Source organism: uncultured Methanobrevibacter sp. (assembly GCF_900316895.1).
Taxonomy (GTDB): domain Archaea; phylum Methanobacteriota; class Methanobacteria; order Methanobacteriales; family Methanobacteriaceae; genus Methanocatella.
Genome location: NZ_ONER01000013.1, coordinates 1 through 25,154, shown reverse-complemented (window position 1 = coordinate 25,154; position 25,154 = coordinate 1). Strand labels below are relative to the sequence as shown.

General features: G+C 37.2%; 24 protein-coding genes. 11 read left to right on the top strand and 13 right to left on the bottom strand.

The annotated features are described in order from the left end of the window. Positions 1-115 precede the first annotated feature (115 nt). The 4 genes from QZN27_RS03000 to QZN27_RS02990 form a co-directional block, all read right to left on the bottom strand. Entirely contained in the window at positions 116-1,285 is a 1,170-nt protein-coding gene (locus QZN27_RS03000) for an MFS transporter (RefSeq protein ID WP_296783423.1), read from the bottom strand. Positions 1,286-1,335: 50 nt separating this feature from the next. Then, positions 1,336-1,449: a symporter small accessory protein gene (locus tag QZN27_RS09925; protein ID WP_330024877.1), complete on the bottom strand. Its 114-nt coding sequence runs from the start codon at positions 1,447-1,449 to the stop codon at positions 1,336-1,338. After that, positions 1,449-3,059 carry a sodium:solute symporter gene (locus QZN27_RS02995; protein ID WP_296783420.1) on the bottom strand — a complete coding sequence of 537 codons (1,611 nt, stop codon included), beginning with the start codon at positions 3,057-3,059 and terminating at the stop codon, positions 1,449-1,451. Before QZN27_RS02995 ends, QZN27_RS09925 begins: the two co-directional genes overlap by 1 nt. A gap of 106 nt (positions 3,060-3,165) precedes the next feature. Then, complete coding sequence (locus tag QZN27_RS02990) at positions 3,166-3,963, bottom strand: lipopolysaccharide assembly protein LapB (protein ID WP_296783417.1); 798 nt, start codon at positions 3,961-3,963, stop codon at positions 3,166-3,168. 228 nt (positions 3,964-4,191) lie between these two features. On the opposite strand from QZN27_RS02990, the gene QZN27_RS02985 reads away from it, so the two are divergent. Next, complete coding sequence (locus tag QZN27_RS02985; protein WP_296783415.1) at positions 4,192-5,493, top strand: phenylacetate--CoA ligase family protein; 1,302 nt, start codon at positions 4,192-4,194, stop codon at positions 5,491-5,493. Between the two features lie 8 nt (positions 5,494-5,501). Beyond that, positions 5,502-5,933 (top strand): amino acid-binding protein, encoded by a 432-nt coding sequence (locus tag QZN27_RS02980; protein WP_296783414.1) that lies wholly within the window; start codon positions 5,502-5,504, stop codon positions 5,931-5,933. Between the two features lie 57 nt (positions 5,934-5,990). On the opposite strand, the gene QZN27_RS02975 is transcribed toward QZN27_RS02980, so the two are convergent. The 4 genes from QZN27_RS02975 to QZN27_RS02960 all read right to left on the bottom strand — a co-directional run bounded on the left by QZN27_RS02975 (position 5,991) and on the right by QZN27_RS02960 (position 9,619). Continuing rightward, positions 5,991-6,269 carry a hypothetical protein gene (locus QZN27_RS02975; RefSeq protein ID WP_296783410.1) on the bottom strand — a complete coding sequence of 93 codons (279 nt, stop codon included), beginning with the start codon at positions 6,267-6,269 and terminating at the stop codon, positions 5,991-5,993. A 54-nt stretch (positions 6,270-6,323) separates the two neighbouring features. Next, positions 6,324-6,908, bottom strand: coding sequence for an indolepyruvate oxidoreductase subunit beta (locus QZN27_RS02970; RefSeq protein WP_296783408.1), 585 nt, complete (start codon positions 6,906-6,908; stop codon positions 6,324-6,326). A 4-nt stretch (positions 6,909-6,912) separates the two neighbouring features. Next, a complete protein-coding gene (gene iorA / locus QZN27_RS02965) occupies positions 6,913-8,805 on the bottom strand; it encodes an indolepyruvate ferredoxin oxidoreductase subunit alpha (RefSeq protein WP_296783406.1) in 1,893 nt (630 codons plus the stop codon). 127 nt (positions 8,806-8,932) lie between these two features. Further along, a complete protein-coding gene (locus tag QZN27_RS02960) occupies positions 8,933-9,619 on the bottom strand; it encodes a type II CAAX prenyl endopeptidase Rce1 family protein (RefSeq protein ID WP_296783403.1) in 687 nt (228 codons plus the stop codon). A gap of 159 nt (positions 9,620-9,778) precedes the next feature. Between QZN27_RS02960 and tfrB the strand changes: the two genes are divergently transcribed. The 5 genes from tfrB to glyS are packed head-to-tail and all read left to right on the top strand — an operon-like array spanning position 9,779 to position 15,321. Beyond that, positions 9,779-11,254 (top strand): fumarate reductase (CoM/CoB) subunit TfrB, encoded by a 1,476-nt coding sequence (gene tfrB, locus QZN27_RS02955; RefSeq protein WP_296783401.1) that lies wholly within the window; start codon positions 9,779-9,781, stop codon positions 11,252-11,254. A gap of 12 nt (positions 11,255-11,266) precedes the next feature. Next, positions 11,267-12,175 carry a TrmJ/YjtD family RNA methyltransferase gene (locus tag QZN27_RS02950; RefSeq protein ID WP_296783398.1) on the top strand — a complete coding sequence of 303 codons (909 nt, stop codon included), beginning with the start codon at positions 11,267-11,269 and terminating at the stop codon, positions 12,173-12,175. Next, positions 12,172-12,999, top strand: a complete 828-nt coding sequence (locus tag QZN27_RS02945; RefSeq protein ID WP_296783396.1) for a DUF362 domain-containing protein — start codon at positions 12,172-12,174, stop codon at positions 12,997-12,999. The genes QZN27_RS02950 and QZN27_RS02945 overlap by 4 nt, the downstream gene beginning before the upstream one ends. Before the next feature lie 27 nt (positions 13,000-13,026). Next, the gene (dcd, locus tag QZN27_RS02940) at positions 13,027-13,614 is read left to right on the top strand and encodes a dCTP deaminase (protein ID WP_296783393.1); all 588 of its coding nucleotides are present in this window, start codon (positions 13,027-13,029) and stop codon (positions 13,612-13,614) included. Between the two features lie 12 nt (positions 13,615-13,626). Then, positions 13,627-15,321 carry a glycine--tRNA ligase gene (gene glyS, locus QZN27_RS02935; protein ID WP_296783391.1) on the top strand — a complete coding sequence of 565 codons (1,695 nt, stop codon included), beginning with the start codon at positions 13,627-13,629 and terminating at the stop codon, positions 15,319-15,321. Between the two features lie 8 nt (positions 15,322-15,329). On the opposite strand, the gene QZN27_RS02930 is transcribed toward glyS, so the two are convergent. After that, on the bottom strand, positions 15,330-16,106 hold the full coding sequence (locus QZN27_RS02930; protein ID WP_296783388.1) for a winged helix-turn-helix domain-containing protein: 777 nt from the start codon (positions 16,104-16,106) through the stop codon (positions 15,330-15,332). Positions 16,107-16,292: 186 nt separating this feature from the next. Between QZN27_RS02930 and QZN27_RS02925 the strand changes: the two genes are divergently transcribed. Together QZN27_RS02925 and QZN27_RS02920 are read left to right on the top strand one after the other, a co-directional pair. After that, positions 16,293-17,048 carry a TatD family hydrolase gene (locus tag QZN27_RS02925; protein ID WP_296783386.1) on the top strand — a complete coding sequence of 252 codons (756 nt, stop codon included), beginning with the start codon at positions 16,293-16,295 and terminating at the stop codon, positions 17,046-17,048. After that, positions 17,049-17,954 (top strand): TDT family transporter, encoded by a 906-nt coding sequence (locus QZN27_RS02920; protein ID WP_296783383.1) that lies wholly within the window; start codon positions 17,049-17,051, stop codon positions 17,952-17,954. Positions 17,955-17,973: 19 nt separating this feature from the next. Here QZN27_RS02920 and sepF read toward each other — a convergent pair whose 3' ends face one another. Together sepF and QZN27_RS02910 are read right to left on the bottom strand one after the other, a co-directional pair. Beyond that, on the bottom strand, positions 17,974-18,504 hold the full coding sequence (gene sepF / locus QZN27_RS02915) for a cell division protein SepF (protein WP_296783380.1): 531 nt from the start codon (positions 18,502-18,504) through the stop codon (positions 17,974-17,976). A 5-nt stretch (positions 18,505-18,509) separates the two neighbouring features. Further along, a complete protein-coding gene (locus QZN27_RS02910; RefSeq protein WP_296783377.1) occupies positions 18,510-19,562 on the bottom strand; it encodes a DUF1611 domain-containing protein in 1,053 nt (350 codons plus the stop codon). 194 nt (positions 19,563-19,756) lie between these two features. On the opposite strand from QZN27_RS02910, the gene QZN27_RS02905 reads away from it, so the two are divergent. Together QZN27_RS02905 and QZN27_RS02900 are read left to right on the top strand one after the other, a co-directional pair. Further along, positions 19,757-20,701: a 3H domain-containing protein gene (locus tag QZN27_RS02905; protein ID WP_296783374.1), complete on the top strand. Its 945-nt coding sequence runs from the start codon at positions 19,757-19,759 to the stop codon at positions 20,699-20,701. Continuing rightward, the gene (locus QZN27_RS02900) at positions 20,694-21,275 is read left to right on the top strand and encodes a ZPR1 zinc finger domain-containing protein (RefSeq protein WP_296783370.1); all 582 of its coding nucleotides are present in this window, start codon (positions 20,694-20,696) and stop codon (positions 21,273-21,275) included. Before QZN27_RS02905 ends, QZN27_RS02900 begins: the two co-directional genes overlap by 8 nt. 11 nt (positions 21,276-21,286) lie before the next feature. On the opposite strand, the gene QZN27_RS02895 is transcribed toward QZN27_RS02900, so the two are convergent. Both QZN27_RS02895 and QZN27_RS02890 read right to left on the bottom strand, forming a co-directional pair. After that, entirely contained in the window at positions 21,287-21,712 is a 426-nt protein-coding gene (locus QZN27_RS02895; protein ID WP_296783367.1) for a hypothetical protein, read from the bottom strand. 265 nt (positions 21,713-21,977) lie between these two features. Continuing rightward, a partial coding sequence (locus QZN27_RS02890) for a DUF11 domain-containing protein (RefSeq protein WP_296783364.1) occupies positions 21,978-25,154 on the bottom strand: 3,177 nt, incomplete at its 5' end.

The following is a 25,154-nucleotide window of genomic DNA, read 5'->3' as shown; positions in this document are numbered from 1 at the left end:
AAAACTAATCTCACCACCCCATCCACATAAAAAAAATATAGACACTAACCACTAAAATGTGCAATTCATCCCCCGGCTTAAAGAAGCCGGAGAATTCTTGCACAATAAAGTTAAATTACGATTTCAAGGAGTACAAACAAATCGGCAAAGCCAAAAGGGTAATTATCGAGGATATGAAATAGACCGGAGCATATCCTGTAGCCGCTGATACGAATGAACCAAGAAGTGCAGGTCCAAATCCCATTGTCGCATCACAGAATATGAAAAATGTGGATATTGCATATGACCGGCGGTGTTCTGATACCTTTCTGGTTATGATTGCGGTACTGGCCGAATTAAGTGTTCCGAATCCCAGAGCAGCACATATTGCACAGATTATGACCGTGACGTTTGACGGGTAAAGTGCAATCAGCATCAGGCCTATTGACTGGGCAATGATTCCTACCACACAAACAATCCTGTCTCCTCCGTTATCCTGGATTCTACCGGCCAATGGCCTTGTGGCAACAAGACAGATTGAGTATATGATGAAAAACCATGAAAATACCCCAGTCAAGTTAACCTCAACTGCATACAGCCTGTAAAATGAAAGTATTGACACATAACCGAGACTTGTGAGGGCAGTGAAAAGTGAAACAGGCACGGCACCGAACTCTATTACCTTTTCAATTCCTGAATATGACTTATCACCGGAAGTTTTATCCTTTGTGTCGTATTTGTCAACATCAATGAGAATTATGAATATCAAAGCCAAAAATGAGAAGACTGAAGCTGCAGCAAAGCATCCCACAGATCCAAATGAATCATATAAGAATCCGCCGATGAATGGTCCAAGGCCCACCGCTATTGTTGTTCCAAGCATGAAGTATCCGAAGGCTTCGGAAAATCTCCTTTTAGGCAATATTGCCGTTGCTATTGTCACTATCGCATTGGCTGATGCCCCGAAACCGATACCGTGTATGAATCTGACAATTATGAGTAATGTTATGTTATCCACAATAAAATACAGTAAACAAGCCAGAAAATGGATTCCCATAAAAACAAGAGCTATTTTTCTCCAGCCTATTCGCTCCAGCGCATCGCCTGAATATATCCTTGAGCACAGCCCTCCGAAAATGTATATTCCAGAAACCAGGCCGGCAATCGTTGCAGTAGAGCCCATAGTTGTTGCATATTCGGTCACCGTCGACATCAGTGCATACATCACAAGGGCAGTGAACAGCAATGCTCCAAAAATCAGGAAAAATGATTTGGTGAAAATTTTATCAGATTCATCAGCGTTCATCGTTAATGAATTTGTAATTAATTATATAAAAAAAGATAAGGTAGGAGAATTTAATCTCCCTTGTTCCAGTTTACAATACCATAGCCAACACATAGAAGTGTGGACAAGATAATTCCAAGGTATACTCCCCAAATCCATGGGTCTTCAATTCCTAAAATTCCCATTATGCATCACTCCCTTTTGAACCTATGTTTTCAAATGCCTTATCGACGACCTCCTGTGCCGGAGGTTTGGTAAGCAAACTTACTACAATTGTAAATATTGCAGAAACTGGCACCGCTATCAGCATTACGTCAATGAATGGCCATGGTGCTGCAGGAATCAATGTTTCCACACCTAATAAGAATTTACATATTCCAAGACCTACTGCAGTTTTTTTGAATACGAATGTCAACCAGAACAGACTGACGAATGTTCCGGAAATTATTCCTGCAATAGCTCCAGGCCTTGTGATTCCTCTCCAGTAAAGCGCTCCTAAAAATACAGGCAGGAATGCGGCTGCACAGATTTCAAAGAAGAGACTTGTACCGAGTGCGACTACACTTCCAGGAAGTGCGTATGCCATTATCAAAGCTAGAATGATAGCTATCAGAATACCCACCCTTGAGATGGATACCTGATCGAGTTTCTGTTTTGATTTTTCCCTTATTGTACCGTATATATCCACACCGAATGCAGTTCCCTGGGTGTGCAGTTGTGAGGATATTGTTGACATCGCAGCCGCAATCAGGGAGAGAAGGAAGATATACACAAACCATTCAGGAAGCGCCATTGTGATGAAAGTCGGAATGACCTTATCGATGTTTCCTCCAACCACATCAACAGCGATTTTGCCCAATTTGTCAAAGAAGTATACGTTAGAAAGGGATCCTACGATATATGCGGTTGTAGGCATGATTGCAATGAATATTCCTCCAATCAAAACTGATCTGTTCAGTTCCTTATCAGATTTAACTGTCATGAACCTTACGATAAGTGAAGGCTGTGCTAAAACACCGATACCTACACCGATCAATGTAGATGATACCAGTGACCACCAGAACGGTGTTCCAAACTCTGGGAAGGCCGTCCAGCCCGTACCTCCCGTTGCAAGCGCATCAGCAGGATACAGATTAACCATGTTTGTCAATGCGGTGTTTGCTGTGCTGACTCCTCCAAGCAGCCAGTAGACAAATACTAAAAGGAATACCATTGCAACTACCATGATAGTTCCCTGAAGTGCGTCAGTATACATTACACCACGGATTCCACCGAACAGCACATAGAATGTGATAATGATTGATAGAATCATCAATGCGATACTGAAATTAATCATCAATGAAGATTCCAGAAATCTTGCAGCACCGATCAATACAACTGCCGCATATAAAGGCATTGCACAGAAGATTATCAATCCTGAGAAGTAATGGATGAATTTGGAGTCAAAACGTTTTCCCAAAAACTCAGGGAATGTCAAGGATTCCAAAGCATGCCCCATTCTACGTGTTCTTTTTCCTAAAAATACAAATGCGATAAATACACCAATGATAATGTTTAAGAATGCCAACCATAAAACACTCATACCATATTCACTAGCAACCCCTCCAAAACCAACAATAGCTGCTGTCGAAATAAAAGTAGCTCCATAACTCATTGCCATGATGAATGGATGTGTATCTTTACCAGCAATCATGAAGTCTTCAGAGGAATTAGTCTTTTTGTATGCGTAATAACCTACAAAAACCAGCGCGAATATGTAGATTATAAACACTATTGTTAAAATCATTACGTCCATAATTAATTACCTCTAAAAAATATTAAATAACTTAATATCCACTTTAATTTATTATGTTTAATGTTTATAAAGCTTACTATAATACATTGATGTACTTTTTTGTACATTATTGTTGCTTTGTGATTAAATACCTGACACCCTTTATTTCACCCTGCCCGATTCCATCATAATGATACCTGAAAAAAAGGTCCAAAACCTCATCAATTGTCATATCAACTGGAGAAGAAGACCTGATTTCAATGTTTAAATCCTCAACCATTGAATTGTATATGGCCCCCTTCATCATCTCCTCCTGTGCATTATCAAGGACACTCATTCCGTCAACAATGCCCAATGCATCCCTATATCTTCCGGAGAATAATTTTAATGTGAATGGAACCAATTTTTCAAATTCCCCCTCATAAAGTTCCAAAAGCCTGTCCGCACAGTCACTCATCATATCATAATCCTTAAGAGCACTCGCAGACATTGCCTTTTGGCGAACCGCATCAGTAAAATCCCTATCAATGTCCAAAGCCATATCACAATATTTCAAAGCCTTTTCGTGATTGTTGAGAAGTTCAAACTCCTCAGCAAGAAAAACAAGACTATGCTTATCATCCTTATTGACAATGCGTTCAAGCTCCTCCAGGGATTTGGCGGCATCCTTCTCATCCCCCTTGAAATACTGGCATTCAACCTTTCTGGACCACAGAAACTCGCTATATGGATATTCTTCAATGCTTGAATCAATGATGTTTAAAGATTCATCATAACGCTTTAATGCCATCAGACTGGCAATTCTAATAAGAGCTGCAAGTTTTTGATACTCCCCTTCATCTTCAATGCCGTCCAATATTTCCAATGCCATTTCATAATTTTTCTCATCATATTCATTTTTAGCCTTTTCAATTTCTAAATTCAAATTTATCACCATGTAAAGCTTATAAAAAACTAATATAAATACTTGTAAGGCAAAATAAAGTAAAAATTGAAGTTATTTTGTAATTTAACGCATATAAATCAATATTTTATCAACCTCGTTAAAAATTAATTAATATTAAAATCAGAAAATTAAACAGTTGTCTAAAATTATATATTCAATAAGTTACATAATTAAACACATTAGAAAAATTAATCAAATAGGGATATCATGTTTTGGGATGAAAAAGCCGAATGTATGGAAAAAGAAGAAAAAGAAAAGATTCAACTCGAAAGACTGCAGAAGACCGTGAAGCTCGCATATGAAAATGTGGAGTTCTATAAGAAACGATTCGATGAAATTGGATTGAAACCTGAAGACATAAAGACATTGAAGGACATTGAAAAAATTCCATTTACAACCAAAAGCGATTTGAGGCAAGCTTATCCTTTAGGATTGCTCGCAGTTCCTCGTGAAGAAATTGTAGAGGTTCATGCATCTTCTGGAACAACCGGAAAACCAACAGTTACCGCATACACTCAAAATGACCTAGACATTTGGGGAGAATGCATTGCACGCGGACTTAAAATGGCTGGTGCAGAAAAAGAGTATATTATTCAAAATGCATACGGATACGGATTATTCACAGGAGGATTCGGTATCCACCACGGTGGAAACAGAATGGGAGCAATTACAATTCCAATTTCCGCTGGAAACACCCAAAGGCAACTTGACACTATGGTCGATTTCCAAAGTGAAATCTTAACATGTACCCCTTCATATGCAATGTATCTTGGTGAATCAAGAGAAAAAGCAGGAATTGCATTAGAAGACATCAATCTAAAAGCAGGAATCCACGGAGCTGAAATGTGGACCAATGAAATGAGGAAAAGAATTGAAGAATCCTTAGGAATCAAAACCCACAACATCTATGGTCTAACAGAAGTAATGGGACCTGGAGTTGCTCAGGAATGCGATTGCCAAAACGGAATGCATATCCAGGACGACCATTTCTATCCTGAAATCATCAATTCAGAAACTGGTGAAACCTTAGATTATGGTGAAAAAGGGGAATTGGTATTGACTTCCCTAACCAAAACCGGAATGCCTATCTTAAGATTCAGGACAAAAGACCTCACTTCACTTATTGCAGACAAATGTGAATGTGGGAGAACAACCGTCAGAATGACAAGAATCACCGGCAGAAGCGACGATATGTTGAAAATCAAAGGAGTTATGGTTTTCCCATCACAAATCGAAAAGGCATTGCTTAAAGTATCAGGAGCAAGTCCTAACTACATGATTCATGTAACAAGACCTGACATTTTAGATGAAGTGGAAGTTAAGGTTGAAGCTACAAAAGAGTTATTCTCAGATGAAATGAAAGAAATGGAAAGAGTAGAAAAACAAATACAGGCATCCATCAGATCAGAAACAGGACTTAGAGTGGACGTAAGTATTGTCGAACCGGAATCACTTCCAAGAAGTGAAGGTAAAGCTGTTCGTGTAATAGATGAAAGGAATTTTGAATAGGTGATAAAATGGCAGTTAAACAAGTATCAGTTTTTGTCGAAAACAAAGAAGGAAGAATTAAAAAAGCTATCGACACATTAGCTAAAGAAAACATTAACATTCGTGCATTATCCATAGCGGATACAACAAAATACGGAATTTTAAGATTGATTGTATCTGATAATGAAAAGGCAATAGCCGCTCTTGAAAAAGATGGATTTATCGTGAAAGAAAATGAAGTCATCATTTTGGCAGTGCCTGATGAACCTAACGGACTAAACTCAACTTTAGCTGTTTTTGACGAAAAAGGCATTAATCTGGAATACCTTTACGCTTTTGTAAGCAGCAAAACCGACGAGGCCATTGTCGTTATGAGATTGGAAAATATGGAAAAAGCGGTTGCTGCTTTAAATGAAAGCAACGTTAAAATACTGGATGCTGAAGACATCAAAGATTTATAGAAAAGATTAACTTCTTTTCTACTCTTATTTTTTAAAAAAATAGTTAAGAAAAAATATCTAAAATTCTTTTAATAATTTAGATATATCTTCTTTTGAATAACCTAAACGTACGAAAAGGCTTTTTAATGGTTCGTTTTCAGGAATGGTTCCCAATTCTCTCCAGTTTTGGAAATCATTTTTTAAGATACCATTGATTAAAAGCTGAATTGTGATTAAATCATCACTTTTAATTGCAATGAATGCATCTTCATCTTCAAAAACGTTTTCCGGATCGATTAATGTTATTCTGCCGTTCCTATCTTTTTTTACAATAGCATTGTCAATTTTGTAAGCCATAATACCACAACTGTTTTAACTAATTAATAATTTGATATAAATACTATTTATAAGTTAACCTTTGATGGATTGATACCCACTTTCAATTGCTTTTAAATTCATTTCATGGAATTTAGGTTTCAGGTTATTTTTCATTGCATCAATGACTGATTCTTTTGTAAGTGGAAACTTGTCATCAGCAGTGACTGCCCCTAAAAGAACCATATTCAATGATAAAACACTTCCGGCCTCAATAGCCAATCTTGTTCCATCAATCGGAAGCACATGCTTAAAGTTTTCTTTTAAGGTTTTGGTTATACCGTCAACACTTGGGTATTCCTTGTCTGTTGAAGAAGGAATTATCGGATGAGTATTGTAAACTATTTTAGTTTCTGAGTTTACCTTGTCAAGTCCCCTTATTGTTTCAACAGGTTCAAAGGAAAGCAACATGTCAGCAGCCTGATTAGGTATGATTGATGAATTGTATCCTCCAATCTTAAGCTCGGTAGATACAGAACCTCCCCTTTGAGACATTCCGTGAATCTCACTCATGACCACATCCAAACCTTGGTTCATTGCAGCTTCACCGATGATTGTTGAGGTCTTGATGATTCCCTGACCTCCTACACCGCAAATATAAATACAATAATGATTATCCATAATATCACCTACCTGCCTCTAGAGCACCATACTTACAGACCTGTATACATACATTACATCCATCACATTGTGCCTTATCTATTGTAATCTTACCATCAACTTTGGATATGGCCGGACAGGCCAGTTCGCTTACACATTTGTCACAGTAATTGCAGTTTCCTTCTACAAAGTTGACCGGTGGCTTTTTAGTCAATCCTTTGATTAATGTACATGGAGCTTTTGATATGATTACAGCAGTATCGTTTCTTTCAAATGCCTCTTTATAAGTTTTAACAACCTGTTCAAGATTGAATGGATTTATTACACGCACATAATCGCATCCGCAAGCCAATGCAAGTTTACGGATTGATACCTCAGGAGCTTCATCGCCCATTCCGTCAACAGGAATTCCAGGGTTAGGCTGACCTCCGGTCATTGCGGTAATCCTATTGTCAAGAACTGTCAGAACAAAATTATGCTTGTTGTGGACTGCATTTATCAGAGGTGAAACGCCACTGTGGAAAAATGTGGAGTCTCCAATGAAGCTTGCCACCTTCTGGTCGGTTGAAACTGAAAATCCGCAACCGTCCCCCACGCTTGAACCCATTGACAACAGGTAATCAGCGGCATTGTATGGAGGATTGATTCCTAAAGTGTAACATCCAATGTCTGATGCGAAAATAACATCTTCAGGTTTTAGACCCAATTCTTCAATTGCAAGGTTTATTCCATAATACATTGCCCTGTGAGGACATCCTGCACACAATACAGGAGCTCTTGAAGGGATATTTTCCTGCAGTTCCTCCAAGCTTGAAGAATAAGTGACTGTTGTCTTTTCATTGAAGTTTAAAACCTTGTCCAAACCTTGTGCAACGATATCGGAGTTGAACTCATGATAAAGAGGGAATGTTCCATCCAGTTTACCATGGACAATTACATCAAGGTTTTTGGCACCGATTGCGGCAAGCACATCCCTTTCAATAATCGGATCAACCTCTTCAACTATGAAAACCTCATCCAAATCCTCCAGGAATTCAACAACCTTATCCTGTGGGAAAGGATAGGAAAATCCTAATTTCAATATGTTGATATCCAAATCATTGAATTTTACAATGTCATGAGCATAGTTATATGCACTGCTTGAAGCTATCAATCCATATACCCTTTCATCGGAAAAATTGATTTCATGATTGAATTCACTTCTATTAGAGATTCCTTCGATTTTTTTAATTTTATCCCATAATCTGACATGCATGTCCCCTGCAAATGCAGGAACAGGAACATATTTTGACGGATCCTTGTTGAAGTGACCTCTCTTCCAATGATTATCATTGTTTGATGAGTTATCATTAACATCTCCAAACTCGACCACTCCTCTCATGTGGGAAACACGGGTAGTGGTTCTGACAATTACAGGCAAACCGAACTGTTCTGATAAGTCAAATGCGTATTTGACCATGTCCTTAACTTCCTGACAGTTTGACGGTTCCAAAACAGGTACATTAGCTATTCTTGCATAGTTACGAGTATCCTGTTCGTTTTGAGATGAAAAGAGTGACGGGTCATCTGCAGACAGAATTACCATTCCACCGGTTACCCCAGAATATGCTGTAGTCATGAATGAGTCTGCCGCAACATTCATACCCACATGCTTCATGAAAGTGAAAGATCTCAATCCTGAAGCTGCTGCAGTGGCTGCAACCTCCATGGCAACTTTTTCATTGGTGGAAAACTCAAAATAAATATTGGCATCCTTGGCCAATACTGACAATACATTTCCAATTTCTGATGAAGGAGTTCCAGGATATGTAGCTGCAATGGAAACTCCTGCCTCTATTACTCCTCTAACGGCAGCTTCATTTCCAAGCAAAAACTGTTTTTCACCTGATTCTCCTGTAACTAATTCTTTTAAATTCATTATGATTTCCTCAAATATTATCGTTAATACATATATAATATAATAATTCAAAGTATAAGTATTTTTCAAAAAATTAAAAAAATAAAGTTGAAATCCTCAATTTCTGAGAATTCCAAATGATATTATTTTAAAATCCAAACAATAGTGCAGAATATCCCAAAATATCGGTAGCCATATGGGTAATGTATGAAACTAAAATGTTTTTGGTCTTTATATACCCGATAAACTCAAATATTGAACCGAAGCCCTGTATGAAAATCGCATACACTAACATGTTCAAGTTATATGCATGCAAAGATGCAAAGAACAGCATTACCAAAGCCATCGATACAATCACTGATAACTTACGGTTATTCGAAAATTTAAATGCCACTCTCAAAAAGAACATGAACGGAATGAATTTAAGGAACTCTTCAACCATTAATGAAAAAAACAATGGGGGAACGTCCATCCATGTAGGGTTGGGTCCTATAAGGTCTCCTCCAACTATGCCAAAATTCCCTAAAACAAAATCCATTGCAAGGGCATACACAATATATCCCACAAAAAGAGCTAACGCAAGAGCAACATCCCTTGCGGAAAGTTTTTTAAATATTACAGTATAATCCCAATTCAAAAAGTACAATACCGGAGCGATAATCACAACACATGACAAAATGAGTATGATGTAATTGGTACTAATTGATAAGATCAATCCCATAATCATTGCAAAGAACAAAACAATCCAACCCCATTTTGGGATATGGGGATTGTTGTTGTAGAACGGAAAATCCGAATCCTCGTTTTCAAATTTAAACCTATCAATGTTTGACATATTATATACTTTGATTTAAATTATTAAAAACTCTTTTGCAAAAATTTCAGACCAAAAGAAAAAAAACAATTAAATTTTAATAGTAAGTATAATATATTCGATGAGACAGAAATATAATATTATAATATTTTAAAAACTTACAAGCTTTAGAGGGATAAAATGATTAAGGTTTATGTTTCAAGATTCAATAGAGAAACTGACACAGAACCACATTTGGAGTGCTATGAAATAGAACAGACACCCCACATGAAAGTTCTGGATGCTCTGCAAGCAATTAATGACAAATATGATGCAGACATCAGTTTTCAAAGTTCCTGCAGAGCAGGACAATGCGGATCTTGCGGAATACTGTTTAAAGGAAACGGAGCTTTGGCCTGTCAAAAAGAAATTAAGGACGGCGCAATTATAGAACCTCTTAATTTCCCAGTTATTAAAGATCTGATTGTGGACAAGTCAAGTATTGAAGCTAAAGTCAAAGATTTAGAATTATCTATTCAATGCGACCATAAATGCGAAGAATTGGATAACAGCATTACCAAACAAGATTCAGCAGAAACCAAAAAGGTCAGAAGTTGCATTGAATGCTATTCCTGCTATTCAACATGTCCTGTCGTCAACATTGCAACAGAAGAGTTCGGCGGACCATATCTCATGAGATACATCAGAAAATTTGAAAGTGATCCGAGAGACAACTTTGATAGACTCAAGGAAGCTTTGGATGATGGACTTTACAATTGTACCAGCTGCGGCAAATGTCTGGCAGTATGTCCTAAAAACATCAACACATTCGGAGATGCAATCGAAAAGATGAGGGCAATTGCAGTTGCAAACGGTTCCGGACCTCTTCCTGAGCATGTTGCATTCAAGGAAAACATCATGAAAAGCGGAAGGTCAGTTACAACAGACAAAACCCCATTTATCGAAGAGGCCGAAAACAAGACCGGCTCAAAAATCGCATTCTTTACAGGTTGTATGGTTGACTACAAATTCCCTGAAACCGGCCATAAGCTGGTTAAGATTCTTAAGGAAAACGGCATTGACATTGATGTGCCTGAAGGACAGGTATGCTGCGGTTCACCCCTTTTAAGAACCGGTCAAACCGATATAGTGCAGGACCTTGTTGATAAAAACAAAGAGGTCTTCAAGGATTATGACACTGTCATTACAATATGTTCAGGCTGTGGAGCAACTTTGAAGAACAACCACCCTGAATTCGGTTCAAAATTGAATGTGATGGACATAAGCGAGTTTCTAGTCGATAAGCTCGATGCATCCAAATTGAAGGAACTGGACATGAAAGTCACATACCATGACCCATGCCACCTGGGAAGAGGCCAGGGCATTAAAGACCAACCAAGGGAAATCATTGAAATGATTCCTGGCGTTGAACTTGAAGAGATGAAATATCCTTGCCAATGCTGCGGTGCAGGCGGTGGAATCAAATCCGGAAAACCTGATATAGCAATGGATTTGTCAAGATCTAAAGCTGAAATGATTAAGGACACCGGTGCCGAAGCAGTGGTTACAATCTGCCCATTCTGTAAAAGGAACATTCAAGACGGATTGGACGACATAGGATGTGAAGACATCAAAACATTGCATTTATTAGAGTTATTGGATGAAGCTTACGAATAATTAAGATTGGAGTTGATTAAAATAGGAGATGCTGCAGTAAGTGAAGAGAAAGTGGTTGAAACTACAACAATGTCTTCACCTGAAAGTAAAGAGGAAAGCAAAACCGAGAAAGAGTCAACTTCAACAAAAAAATCAAAATCCAGAAGTCAATCCAGAGGAAGTGCACGTGCAAAGCTAATAAGAGAAAAGGAAGATAAAGAAATCAGCCTTTTTAAGGAAAATATTTATATCGTTTTTGTCGAGTGCGAAACTCCAGGAAACATAGGTTTTCTTGCAAGAACAATGGCTAACTTTGGATTGAAGAATTTAGTGTTAATTAATCCTCCGACATTGACAAACGAAGCATACTATCAGGCAACACATGGAAAATACATTGTTGAAAACGCAAAGATATACCCTAGCCTGGACGACTTTTATCAATCACAAAGAATTGATTTCAAAGTCGCTTCAACAGGAATGGCAGGAGGAAGTTATAATCTATCAAGAATTCCTATAAGGCCTGAAGAGCTTGGAAAATCCCTGAATGTTTCAAATAATATAGCTATATTATTCGGAAGGGAAGGAGACGGGCTTTCAAATAAGGAAATTGGGGACTGTGACATTTGCGTATCAATTCCAACCGACCCCACTTACCCTATCATGAACATATCCCATGCAGCTGCAATCATATTTTATGAACTGTTTAAAAACAAGCATGATTATGGGGTTGAGGGCCTTAACGAAAGCGGAGATTTGGAAAAGAAATACCTGGTAAAGGACATGGAAGAGCTGATTGACTGCTTGGACATTCCCGATCATAAAAAAAGGAATGGGCTTAAAACATTCAACAACATTGTTTCAAGGGCATTCATTACAGGACGAGAAATATATACCCTTAAAGGTATATTAAGACGATTAAAAAACAAGATTGGTGAACAATGAGACGACCTAGATTTGCTGACATCAGCATATTTACACTGAAATACATATTCAATTGGAGATTTTGGATAGCGGAGATTACCAAAAAATCAAAGACTTACAAGAAAGTCGTTGATAAAATGCTGTTTGAAGATGATGAGATACTTGTTATACCAAATACTATCAACATTAATCAGAAAATAGAGTCCGAAGGTTCCGAATTCCTGCCTACTGATGTGATAAAAGAGGTCATTAAACGTTGCGACGATATTGTCATCATGAATTCCTGCCTGTGCAGGACATCCAACAACTGTGAGGACTATCCTCAGGACATAGGCTGCATTTTCCTTGGACCAACAACCCGCAAGATTCCAAGACATATCGGTCACACAGCTACAGTTGAAGAGGCATTGGCTCAGGTCGATGAAGCGGATGCCGCTGGTTTAAGTCATATTATCGGTAGAAATAAGATAGATACCGTATGGATGAATGTTCGCCCTGGAAAAGGATTGTTGACCATTTGTCATTGCTGTCCTTGCTGCTGTTTGTGGAAAGTGTATCCTAATCTAGATTCAGACATCAGCGACAAATTGGAAAAGCTCGATGGAGTTGAGGTAACACTTCATGAGGACAAATGCAGATTATGCAAGAAATGTTTAGATGAAGTTTGCATGTTCCAGGCAATAAGCCTAAAAGACAATAAGATATCCATTGATAAAGAAAATTGCAAAGGCTGCGGCCTTTGTACACATGCATGCAAATTCGATGCCATTACAATCGACTACACTGATGAAACCATTGATAATGTGGTCAATAGAATGGACAATTTGCTCGAAATAAGAGATTAATATTTATTGAATTATTTGCGTGAAAATATGGCAATTTTAAGTGATAAGACTATAAAAGAATATTTAAAAAAAGGTAAAATTGGATTTGAACCCCTTCAAGATGAAAAACAGATACAGCCATCTTCTGTTGATATGAGATTAGGGGATGAATTTAAAGTATTTAAAGTGATTAGAAAACCATATATCGATCCCGAAGATGAAGAGGACATTGCATCATATATGGAATCAATGATTGTGCCTGAAGGCGAAGCATTCATCATCCATCCGAATGAATTTGCCCTTGCCACTACATTGGAGTACGTTAAAGTTCCCGATGACCTTGTTGCAAGAGTGGAAGGCCGTTCAAGTATGGGTCGATTGGGCGTTACAATGCACGTTACCGCAGGTTTTATTGACCCTGGATTTGAAGGAAGAATCACTTTGGAGATATCCAACATCGGCGCAATGCCTGTGGCATTATATCCTGGCCAAAGGGTATGCCAGATTGTTTTTGAAACAATGACCACACCTTCCGAATTGCCTTATGGACACCCAGAAAGAAATAGTAAATACATGGGCCAGACACGCCCTGAAAGCAGTAGAATTAAACAAGATTACGAATTGAAAAAAGAATAGGAGTTAATATTTATGAATCATGATAAAATGTCTAACGTCAGTGCAAAAAGAGGATTTTTATGGCCATCTTTTGAGATATACTCAGGAGTGTCAGGATTTACCGATTACGGACCTCTTGGAGCAAGCCTAAAAAACAACATCATGCAAAAATGGAGAAGACAATACGTTTCAGGAGAAGGATTTTACGAAATTGAAGGCCCTACCGTAATGCCTAAAGAAGTTTTAAAAGCATCAGGACATGTCGACAACTTTACCGATCCGATGTGCAAATGTGAAGAATGTGGAGAAGTGTTCAGAGCAGATCACATCATTGAAGAGGTAATCGGTGAAGATGTGGAAAGCCTTGAAAACGAAGAGCTTGACCAAATCGTGATTGACAACAACATAGTCTGTCCTGAGTGCGGAGGCAAATTGTCAAACATCTGGAATTACAATTTAATGTTTAAAACCGAAATCGGTGCCAAAGGGGACAAAGTAGGTTACATGAGGCCTGAAACAGCACAGGGAATTTTCATCTTATTCAAACGTCTGGAAAGATTTTTCAGAGGAAAATTACCGTTCGGTGCAGTTCAACTTGGAAAAGCATACAGAAATGAAATATCCCCTAGACAAGGTGTAATCAGGCTCAGGGAATTCACACAGGCAGAAGCTGAAATCTTTTTAAACCCTAAAGACAAAACCCATCCTAAATTCTCACAGATTGAAGATGTAATCTTACGCCTGAATTCACAGGAAGTGCAGGAAAAGAATCTGGAACCTTTGGAAATAACCGCAAAAGAAGCATTGGATAAAGGAATTGTTGCCAATGAAATGTTGATTTACCAATTATACCTTGCACGCAAATTCCTGACTGAAATCGGAATTCCGGAAGATGTCTTAAGATTCAGACAACACCTTAAAGGAGAAATGGCCCACTATGCGCTTGACTGCTGGGACGTTGAAGTCCTGACCGACAAATACGGTTGGGTTGAAATCATCGGAATTGCAGATAGGGGAGATTATGACCTGTCTTCACACTCCAAATTCAGTAATGATGAATTGAACGTGTTTGTGGAATACGATGAACCTAAAAAAGTACAAAAAACCGTTGTTAAACCTAACTTATCCAAATTCGGACCTATATTCAAAGGAGATTCACCGAAAGTTAAACAGGCAATTGAAGAGGCCGATGTTGACGAAATCAAGCAAGCTCTTGAAAAGGACGGCAAGTTCACTGTGGAATTGGATAAGGTCTATGAGGTTACAGAAGACCTGCTCATCTTTGAGGAAGTTGAAGAGGACATTACCGGAGAAAAAATTGTTCCCCATGTCATTGAACCGTCATTCGGTATTGACCGTATAACATATTCAGTCTTATTGCATTCATTTACCGAAACTGATGAAAAGGACTACTTCAAATTTGACAAGTCAGTGGCTCCGGTCCAATTGGGAATATTCCCTCTTGTCAACAAGGAAGGTCCTCGTGAAATAGCTCAGGAATTAACAGAAACCTTAAGAATGGCAGGTTTCACTGTTGAATATGATGCTACCGGAACAATCGGTAAAAGATACGCAAGAGCTGATGAAATTGGAGTTCCACTTGCAGTGACAGTAGATTTTGATACCTTAGAAGACAATCAGGTTACTGTAAGGGACAGGGACACCGAAGCTCAGGAAAGAATACCTATTGCCGATTTAAAGGATTACCTTGAAAAATATTATAAATGAGTTTACACTCATTTATTTTTCTTTTTAAAGTTTTTAAACAGATTATCTGCCCATTTGAGGGCCTCACTATTTTTGGAAGTCAGCAGCCTGTTTTGATCAAAATGTCCGTTTTCCTTAAACAAACCTAAAATCATCATCTTATCGGTGACAATAAGCATGAAGTTATTTTTTATTTTAAATGAAGACAGGTATTTTGATTCGGATTTTTCCTCATATATTTCAAATATCTCATGAGAAACCAGGAGTTCAACATGTTTTCCCTCGTTTATCAGACAATTCAATTGCTTGTTGAAATCAAGGTGGTAAAAAGGCATTATGCAGCGCACATTATCTGCACCAACCAGTGCATCTTCTATGAAATTATAAATCTTATATGCATCAATGCCCCCTGATTCCAATAAGCTCGAATTGCCGATCATATGCAATTCAACAACAGATTTTTTTGGAATCATGCGCACTACATGACCTTCAATTATGTTAAAAAATCTGTTTAGTAAATTTACAACATCCTTAAGTTCCAAAACGTGCCTAATTATTACTTTTAAAGAGTTGGAGAGATAATATCTATTAGATTCTCGATAAACAAATTCTTTAAGTTCCAATCCATGAAGTGTACTTGAAATGGAACTGTAGCTTAGTCTGGTCAGATCCGCCAAATCTTTCATGTTTTGAGGTTTTTCAAAAAGAGCAGACAATATTCTTAATCGTATAATGGAATTTGCTGCAAATTTAATGTCTTCAGAGACAAAATCATAGTTTTTCAAATAGTTCTTGTTTTCATTCACGATAATCACCTATGCAGTATTACTTACAATACTATTTTTTATTACTATGGAATATAAAATCTCTTTAAGTGAACAAAAATGAAAAATCGCACTTGCTAAAACTTTAATAATTAAAAGAATTTTAGATATTTTTTTAAATTATGAAAAATATAATATTATCAAATAAATATTCACATAGGGGTAAAAATGATAGATACACATATGCATGCTGATGCAAGAAGCGGAGAGGATTTTAGGGAAATGTATTTGGCTGGAATCGACTGTGGAATAACTTGCAGCTATTACCCATACAAAATACCAGAAGATATAGTGCTATTAAACCATTTGAATAGAATTCTTGAACTGGATACAAAAAGAGCTGCAGAATATGGGCTTGACTTGAAGGTCGCCCTGGGAATCCATCCTACAAATTCAAATGTCAATCCTGAAAGGATTCTTGAACAGTTATACGAATGGATCGAAGCAAAGCAAATAATTGCAATCGGCGAGATTGGCCTAGAGGATTTGACAGATAATGAAATTGACATATTCAAAAGACAGCTGGACATAGCAAATGAAACCAAATCAAAGGTAATAGTACACACCCCAAGAAAAAACAAATCTGAAGTTCTTAAAGTGATTTTGGACATTATCCCTCAGCACATTGATGAAAGTCAGGCAGTAATTGACCACATCAACCCACAGGTCATCGGCGATGTTATCGACAGCAGTTGCATGTTGGGACTGACTGTGCAGCCGCAAAAGATGGACAAATTTGAGGCAATTTCCATTTTGGATGAATACGGTTTTGACAGGTTCCTGTTGAACAGTGACATAAGCAACAAAGCCTCAGACCCCCTTTCCGTTCCAAAAACCGTTCGCGAACTAGAAAGGCAAGGCTATAATAAAAGCGAAATCGAGAAAGTTTCAAGCAAAAATGCCAAAGAATTCTTCAGGATCTAAATGAACATCATCAAAAACCTCCCCATACCAATATCAGGATTAATTCTTGCAACATTATCCCTCGGCAATCTGCTTCAGGACATCCATCCCTATTTCAGATATGCTTTTGGAGCGATAGGCACCATTATTCTAGTTTTAATGATATTGAAAATAGTCCTGTATCCCCAAAGCGTCAGAGAAGACTTCAAAAATCCAATCATTGTCAGCAGTTCCGGTACCTTTTCCATGAGTTTGATGATTTTATCTACATATCTCATACCATTTATGCCAAGTATTGCATATGCTATTTGGATTATTGGAATTGCCCTTCACATTTTGCTAGTAATCTACTTTACTTATCATTTTATCATACAGAAATTTGATATTTCAACTGTCTATCCAAGCTACTGGATAGTCTATGTTGGAATAACAATGGGTGCCATAACCGCACACTTTCATGGGCTTTATGAAATCGACTTCATATTCTTCATTATAGGATTTATGGGCATGTTGGTATCCACTCCATTAGTATTGTATAGAGAATTCATCTATAAGCAGATTCCCGACCCTAACAAGCCATTGACATGCATCTTCACCGCATTGTTCAGCATACTGATTTTCGGATACCTCAATTCAGCCCAAAACATTTCAAGCGAATTCGTTTTCGGCCTATATGCACTCGCCTGCATATTCTACATATTCTCTTTCTATAAGCTCATAAGCTATAGAAACCTGAAGTTCTATCCAAGCTTTTCAGCATTCACGTTTCCATTTGTAATAAGCGCTCTTGCCACAAAAGGAATTGTTGGAAAAATAAGTTCAAATATAATATTAAATGACATTCTGATTTTTGAAACGGCAATAGCAACGGTTCTGGTGGTCTATGTATTGATTAAATATGCAATATTTTTAAAAAAAAATAGTTGAGAAGTAGAGATTTCTCTACTTATCCTTTATTAAGCACTTTAACTTTCTTAGGAGATATGATGATTAAATTTTTATCTTCATTGCGTGCAAGCAATACCGCTTGAGCGCCATATTTTGTTCTCATCTGATTAATCTTATCTCCAGCCAATTTAAAGTTAGGAGCACTTTCTTTTTCCAAGAATGACAAATCAACAATTACAGGATTTTTCTCGCCAAGAACCTGGTCAACGACATAGTTGATGTCATCGATTGACTTTGGCCTGATCAAGACAATTTCATAATATGACTGTTCTGGAATAATCACAACATCATCAAAATCATCATAGACAGGAGTCGGCCTTGGATGAGGACTGGTAGGATCCTGTTTTGGTTTAGGAGTCGGCCTATATTGTTGTTGAGGATGTCTTTGTGGTGCATTAGAACCTTCTTTTGGTTTTAAAACATCACGAATAGAACCGACAATGTTTGACAATTCATTTTTAACATTATTCTCGCCTGAATCTGTTTCTTCAAATCCTAAACTTCTTTTCAAATCATCTGTGAAACTCATTTAAACTACTCCTCTAAATATTCAAATATTGCATCTAACAGTTTAGAAGCACCATTCTTGTAAACATCTTCTGCAGGCAAGTTGTATGTATCCTCAAAGTATTCCGGACACATATCCAAACTAGCATTTTTAAGATTGATTGACAGTCCAACAACTTTTGTTGGTTCCACTGCTTCAATAGCTTTGATTTCTTCTTCAATTCCTTTAGGTTCTCTATATGGGTGATTAGGCCTATGTCCTACAATAACCGCATCAGGAGCAGCTCCAATTAAGATAGCTGCAGACAAACCTCTTGGATGAGGGTTTCCATTTTCAGTTAGACTGGACTGACCTTCAATAAAAATAATATCTGGTTTTTTAGTTTCTTCAATGTATTTTATAGAACATAACACTGCTGATGGTACATCCATAGCAGACAAGCTTCCTGCTCTAAAGTTAAAATCAGTAGGTTCTTCTAATCCCATTTCATCAGTGGAAATAATTGCAGGGTTTAATCCCCTTTCCTTACTTGCTATACCAAGCATTTTTGTAGTTGTCCTTTTTCCGCATTCCTGTGATGTTCCTCCAACAAAAATCACCGGAGCTTTAGGAGTATAGGATATCTTAGGTAAAACTTCACATGATTTAGTAGGGGCAATACCGGCAATTTTTTCAACAACATCAAGTCTAGGACCGATTTCCTTAATAACGAGATTTTTTGAATCAGCAAATTTCTTTAAAGATAAGTTTTCACCAATGGATAATGATCTAAAGGAAGTGATAACATTCAATCCTGCATCAATTGCCTGAACGGCATACTTTAATGCTGAGCCTTCAGCACCGATTGGCAACATTATAACAAGTGATTTGGCATCAGGAGCTCCTTTTAAACATTCTTCCAAACTGCCTGATACTGTTTTTCCACAGAACTGTTTTCCTTGCTTTTTAACATTGTCATCAATATATCCTACGGTCTCAATACCTTCGAGATTGGAGAATTTTTCTCCTCCACCTCCACAACCAACGACAATGAATGGATTTAAATCCTGAATCTCTTTTACTGATTTTACTGAATACAAAAACTTCACCCCTATCCTATAATTTATAACTTATAACTAATAATACAATTTATCATCATAATTCTTGATAAAATTTTTAAAAAAATGTTATTAATAATAATTATAATTTTTTTCATTAATAAAGTATAATGTTTTTTAAGTTAAAATTACATATATTATATTAATAATTTATAAATTTTTGGGAGAGCATTAACATGAGAAAACCTTATGTTATACTTATTGGAAGTGCATCAGGGATTGGAAAATCAACCATTGCAGCAGAACTTGCAAAATCATTGAATATCAAGCATTTAATTGAAAGTGACTTCATACGAGCAGTGGTTAGAGGGATAATTGGTAAAGAATATGCGCCAGCCCTACACAGTTCATCCTATGATGCATATAAAAGCATTAGAAATAAAAGCAGATACACAAGTTATGATGATTTGGTGGCGGCCGGTTTTGATGACCACGCATCATACGTTATTCCTGCTTTGGAAAAAGTCATCCAAAGGGCAATCACTGATTTCGACGACATCATCATTGAAGGGGTTCATCTGGTCCCGGGACTGATTGACATTGAGCAGTTTAAAGAATATGCAAACATTTACTTTTTCGTCCTGAGTTCCGATGAGGAATCCCACAAGGAACGCTTTGTAAAAAGAGCTGTTCAAATACATAGAGGCGGAAAACAGCTGGATTTCTTTAGAGAAAATAGAATAATCCATGATCACCTGCTAAAACAGGCACAGGAATATGATGTCAACGTGATCAATACGCAATCCATTGACAAAACCCTGGAAAAGATACTGTCTGTAATAAATAAATCCTGCACCACTGTAAACCTTATAAACAGTGCTGATGAGCTGGAAGACGTTATAGATATCATCATCAATCAGAACAGTGGAAGCATTGAAAAGATTACATACAACATCAAGGGATTTAAGGAACCTCTTGTTAGAAACGTTTCCGTTTCAGACAGCGAATCTGCAGAAACATTTATCAAAAAGATAAATGAAGACAAAAACAAAAAAGAATACCTAACTGAATTATATAAATTATCCGAATATAGGAAAACAGTAATCTGCGCTTCCAAACAAGAAAAACTAGATAAAATTATTAAGGAATTAACTGATAAAGGATATGTCTTAAATGAATGATGAAACAATTAATGAAATGATTATTAAATGTCCTGCATGTGCTAAAAACGGTGTTGCAAAATCCATCATGAAGGAGATAGAGATACCTCACTTCGGCAAAGTAATGGAAACAACAATCCAATGCCCTGCATGCGGATTTAAACACTCAGACATTATTGCACTGGAACAGAATGACCCTGCAAAATATGTTCTTGAAATAAATAAGAGCACATTATCTGTGAGAGTGGTCCGATCACAATCCGCTACAGTCATTATCCCTGAAATTGGCGTAAAGGTAGAGCCTGGTCCAAAATCTGAAGGTTATGTGACCAATGTTGAAGGAGTCCTTACCCGTTTCGAAAGCGCTGTAAAAAAAGCATTGAATCTTTTTGATGACGAGGAATCCCAGACCAACGGTAAAAAAACATTAAATAAAATTCAAGAGCTGATAAAAGGAAATGACACTGCAACTTTGATTATTCTTGATCCATTTGGACAGAGTAATGTCGTAAGTGACAATGTAGAGATTTTAGAAATTCCCGAAGAGGAATTGCGCGAATTAAAAACAGGTTTTAGTCATATTGAAGAAAATTAAAAAGAAGAAGTTTATTCTTCTTCGTCTTCTTCTTCATTTATTGAAAAGCTTGCGAAGGTATCTTCTTCAGCAACATCTTTTAATTTTAAAGTTCTTTGAACATCCATAGCTAATGCATTACAATCTGCTTTGATAGCTTCTAAATGTAATAAAATTCTTTCTTTTTCTTGATTAATTCTTTCGATGTTGGTGTATGGGTAAATTGATTCTTTAAGCATTTCGTATTCAATAGTAGTGTATGGATATTCGTTTAATTGTTTACATACGTTTTTTAACACTTCGCCTAAGAAAATGTTCATTTCTACTTTAACCCTTTCACGGATCATCTTGTCATCATCAAGATTTTCTTTCATCAAACGTACAACTTCAGCTTTAGCGAAAGGTAATTTTTCGTCGTCTTCTTCGACAATTTCTTCGAAGTTTTCTTCTTCAGCCATAATTACACCTCTTTGATTAATTAATAATATTGAGTTAACTCCTAACTTTTCAAAAAAGTTATAATTACATCAATATCTAATTAATCATTTATTGGAAGTTTTATATAAAGGTTTTGATTATTTTAAAGAAATGGGCGATTATTCGGCCGTTTTTTTCATTAACATATAAAATAATTAATCGTGAAATTAATAATTCTGATACTTGAAAAATTTTGAAAAATCGTTTGAAAAAAAATAAAAATAGTAGCACAAGTGCTACTTTAATTTAGTTTTTCTTTGAGATATCGTTTCCTAAAAATGCAAGTGAAAATATTGCAAACATCAACATCAAAATAGGATTGGCAGTCGGATGCATCTCAAGGACACTCTGCAATTCATAATTGGAATTATCAGGAGTATCCACTTCATTTGACGGTTCTTCTGTTACATTGACAATGACATAATCCTTATTATTGGATTTGTCATAATCAAATGTGTCGCTAGTCACTTTGACTGTGTTTTTGATAATGCCTGTGCCTGTTGCGACAACCCTGATAATCAGTTTTGCTGATTCACCATAACCAAGACTTTTGATAGTCCAAATGTTTGAATACTTGTTGAACTTACCTTTTGTTGCTTTGAATGATTTCAATTTCAATAAATCATCCAATATTTCACTTACCTTTATATTTCGTGCGGTATCCGGACCGTTGTTAACCACCTCAATGACATACTCAATCACATCACCTACACGGTAATGATATTTGGATGCCACTTTAGTGATTGACAAATCACTGGCAGGAGCTACATGAATTGACTCGTCTGCATGATTATTGGATTTGTCGAGGTCGAGTTCATCCGCCCAAATATCTGCGACATTATTGAAATTGCCTGTTGATGTTACCTTGCAGACTATTTCAAGTGATATTGTCTCGCCAACATTCAAACTTGAAATTCTCCAATTGTTATTTGAATAGTCCCCATTTGAACTGATGAATTTCAATCCCCTTGGAAGAACATCACGAACAACAACATTGTGGGCAACGTTTGGACCGTTGTTTGATGCGATTAAGGTCCATCTGACAACATCTCCAAATTTCGGATAATTATTATCCACAAATTTCTCGATTGACACGTCTGCCACAGGCCTGACGTCAATCAGGTCATCCGCATAATTGTTTTTCATGTTCCAATCGTATTCAAAGGAAGTGACCTTGACATCGTTTATTATTTCGCCAAGCTTATTTGAAACTGTTGTGATATTGAGATATGCCATATCTCCGACATTCAATGAACCGATATTCCAAATGTCATTGTCATAAATTCCACCGCTTGATTCATATCCGTTGAATATTAATCCTTCAGGCAGAATATCTTCCAAAACTACTCCGGTTGCATTGTCCGGACCATTATTTTTGACTACAATCAACCATTTTACGTTTTCGCCAAATATGGGATTGGTGTTGTTGGCTTTGATTGTCACCTGCAAATCAACCGCCAATGGGACGTCAACGCTTTCGTTATCTTCATTGTTGCTTTCATTGTAGTCATGCTCTTTGGCATGGATTGTGGCCATGTTCATGATTTTGCCTGTTCTGTTAACTCTGCAGATTATTTCAAGTGTCTCGACATCACCATTGTTTAAACAGCACATTGCCCAAATGCCTTCATCATAGAATCCTTTTGTGGCAGTGTAGTTAACCAATACCAGTCCGTTAGGCAATCTGTCTTCAACATAAACATCTGTTGCCTTATCAGGTCCGTTATTTGAAATGACCAATGTCCATTTTACCAGGTCGTTGTAATATGGAGAAGTGTTGTTGACCAATTTAATGACTGATACGTCTGCAGCCTTTTCAACTTCTATTGTTTCATTGTCAAAGTTGTTGCTCAAATCGTAATCATATTCGCTGGCATTAACGGAAACGTTATTCTGAATCAGACCTGTTGCATTTACCCTGCAGTCTATGTTTAATGTAAATGATTCCTCAACGTCCAGTTCTTCAATGAAAAGTATTCCTGTTATCGGGTCGTATTCCATTTCGCTATCGTCCCCTATCCAAATCAGGAAATCCGGAAGCAGGTCTCTTACAGTCACATTATGGGCTACATCCGGACCGTTGTTTATGACCTCAATTGTCCAGGTTACCACATCATTAAAGTTAGGATTTTCATCGCTGACTGATTTGGTAACTGACAAGTCACATGCAGGATTGACAAATATTGGCTCGTTATCCTCATTGTTTGTCAAATCAAAGTCATAATTGTCAGATGTGACATTGGCATAATTTGTAAAGTTTCCGGTTTCCTCAACCAAAGTGATTATTTCAATGGTTACGGTTTCGCCAATCTCCATCAAATCGATGGTGAAAATATCGTCACTGTAATTTCCTTTAGTTAATCTGGAATTGATGTATGTGAATCCTCCAGGCAGGAAATCGACAACTCTTACATTTTTGGCAATGTCCGGGCCGTTGTTTGTTACTGTTAAAATCCATTTTACCAAATCATGATAGTTTACATCGCTTGCATTTACTGCTTTAACAATTGCCAAATCGCTTGCAGGATCTACGAATAGCCTTTCACTGTCATTGTTGTTTGTCTCGTCATAATCGAACTCGGTTCCATTGACGGAAACAAGATTTTCGATTAATCCTGTTCCGTTTATGATGCAGCGAATATTAAGAGTAACCTTTTCTCCTTTTTCCAGAGTTCCGACATTCCAGATTCCTGAAGCAGGGGAATAGTCCCTGTCGCAATCCACATAAATCAGGGATTTTGGAAGCAAGTCAAACATTACCACATCATGAGCGGTATCCGGGCCGTTGTTGGATATCTCTATTGTCCATGTTACATAGTCAAGATAGTTTGGAGATGCATCTGAAACACTTTTAACGACAGCCAAGTCACTTGCAGGATTTACGACTATTTCCTTTTGGGCATAGTTATTGTCCATGTTTGAATCGAATTCATGGGAAGTTACATTAGCCTCATTTAAAATTGTTCCGGTTGCATTAACAACAGTAATCATTTTGAATGTGAATGTTTCGCCAACCTTCAAATCTCCGATTGTCAATACTCCAGTTTTGCGGTCATATCTGCCATTGTCAGTGGTATTTATCAAGATCAGTCCTTTCGGCAATACATCAACCACCTTAACATCAGTGGAATCATTCGGACCATGATTTGTTACGGTTATTGTCCATGTAACAGTGTCTTCAAAATTCGGGACATCCCTTGAAACTGTTTTTGTGACTTCATTGTCGACTTTGGGACTGACAAGGAAAGTTGTTGCATTTGCAATGGCCTTGTAGTAGTTATCCTCGTAATGCTTTGCTGAAACATAATATTTTCCAGGCTTCAGATTGTCCAAATCGACATTGATTTCACCCAGATAGTTTGTACTGCCCACCTCATTGTATACTACTGTTCCGTCTTCGTGCTGAACTGTCAATAGGACATG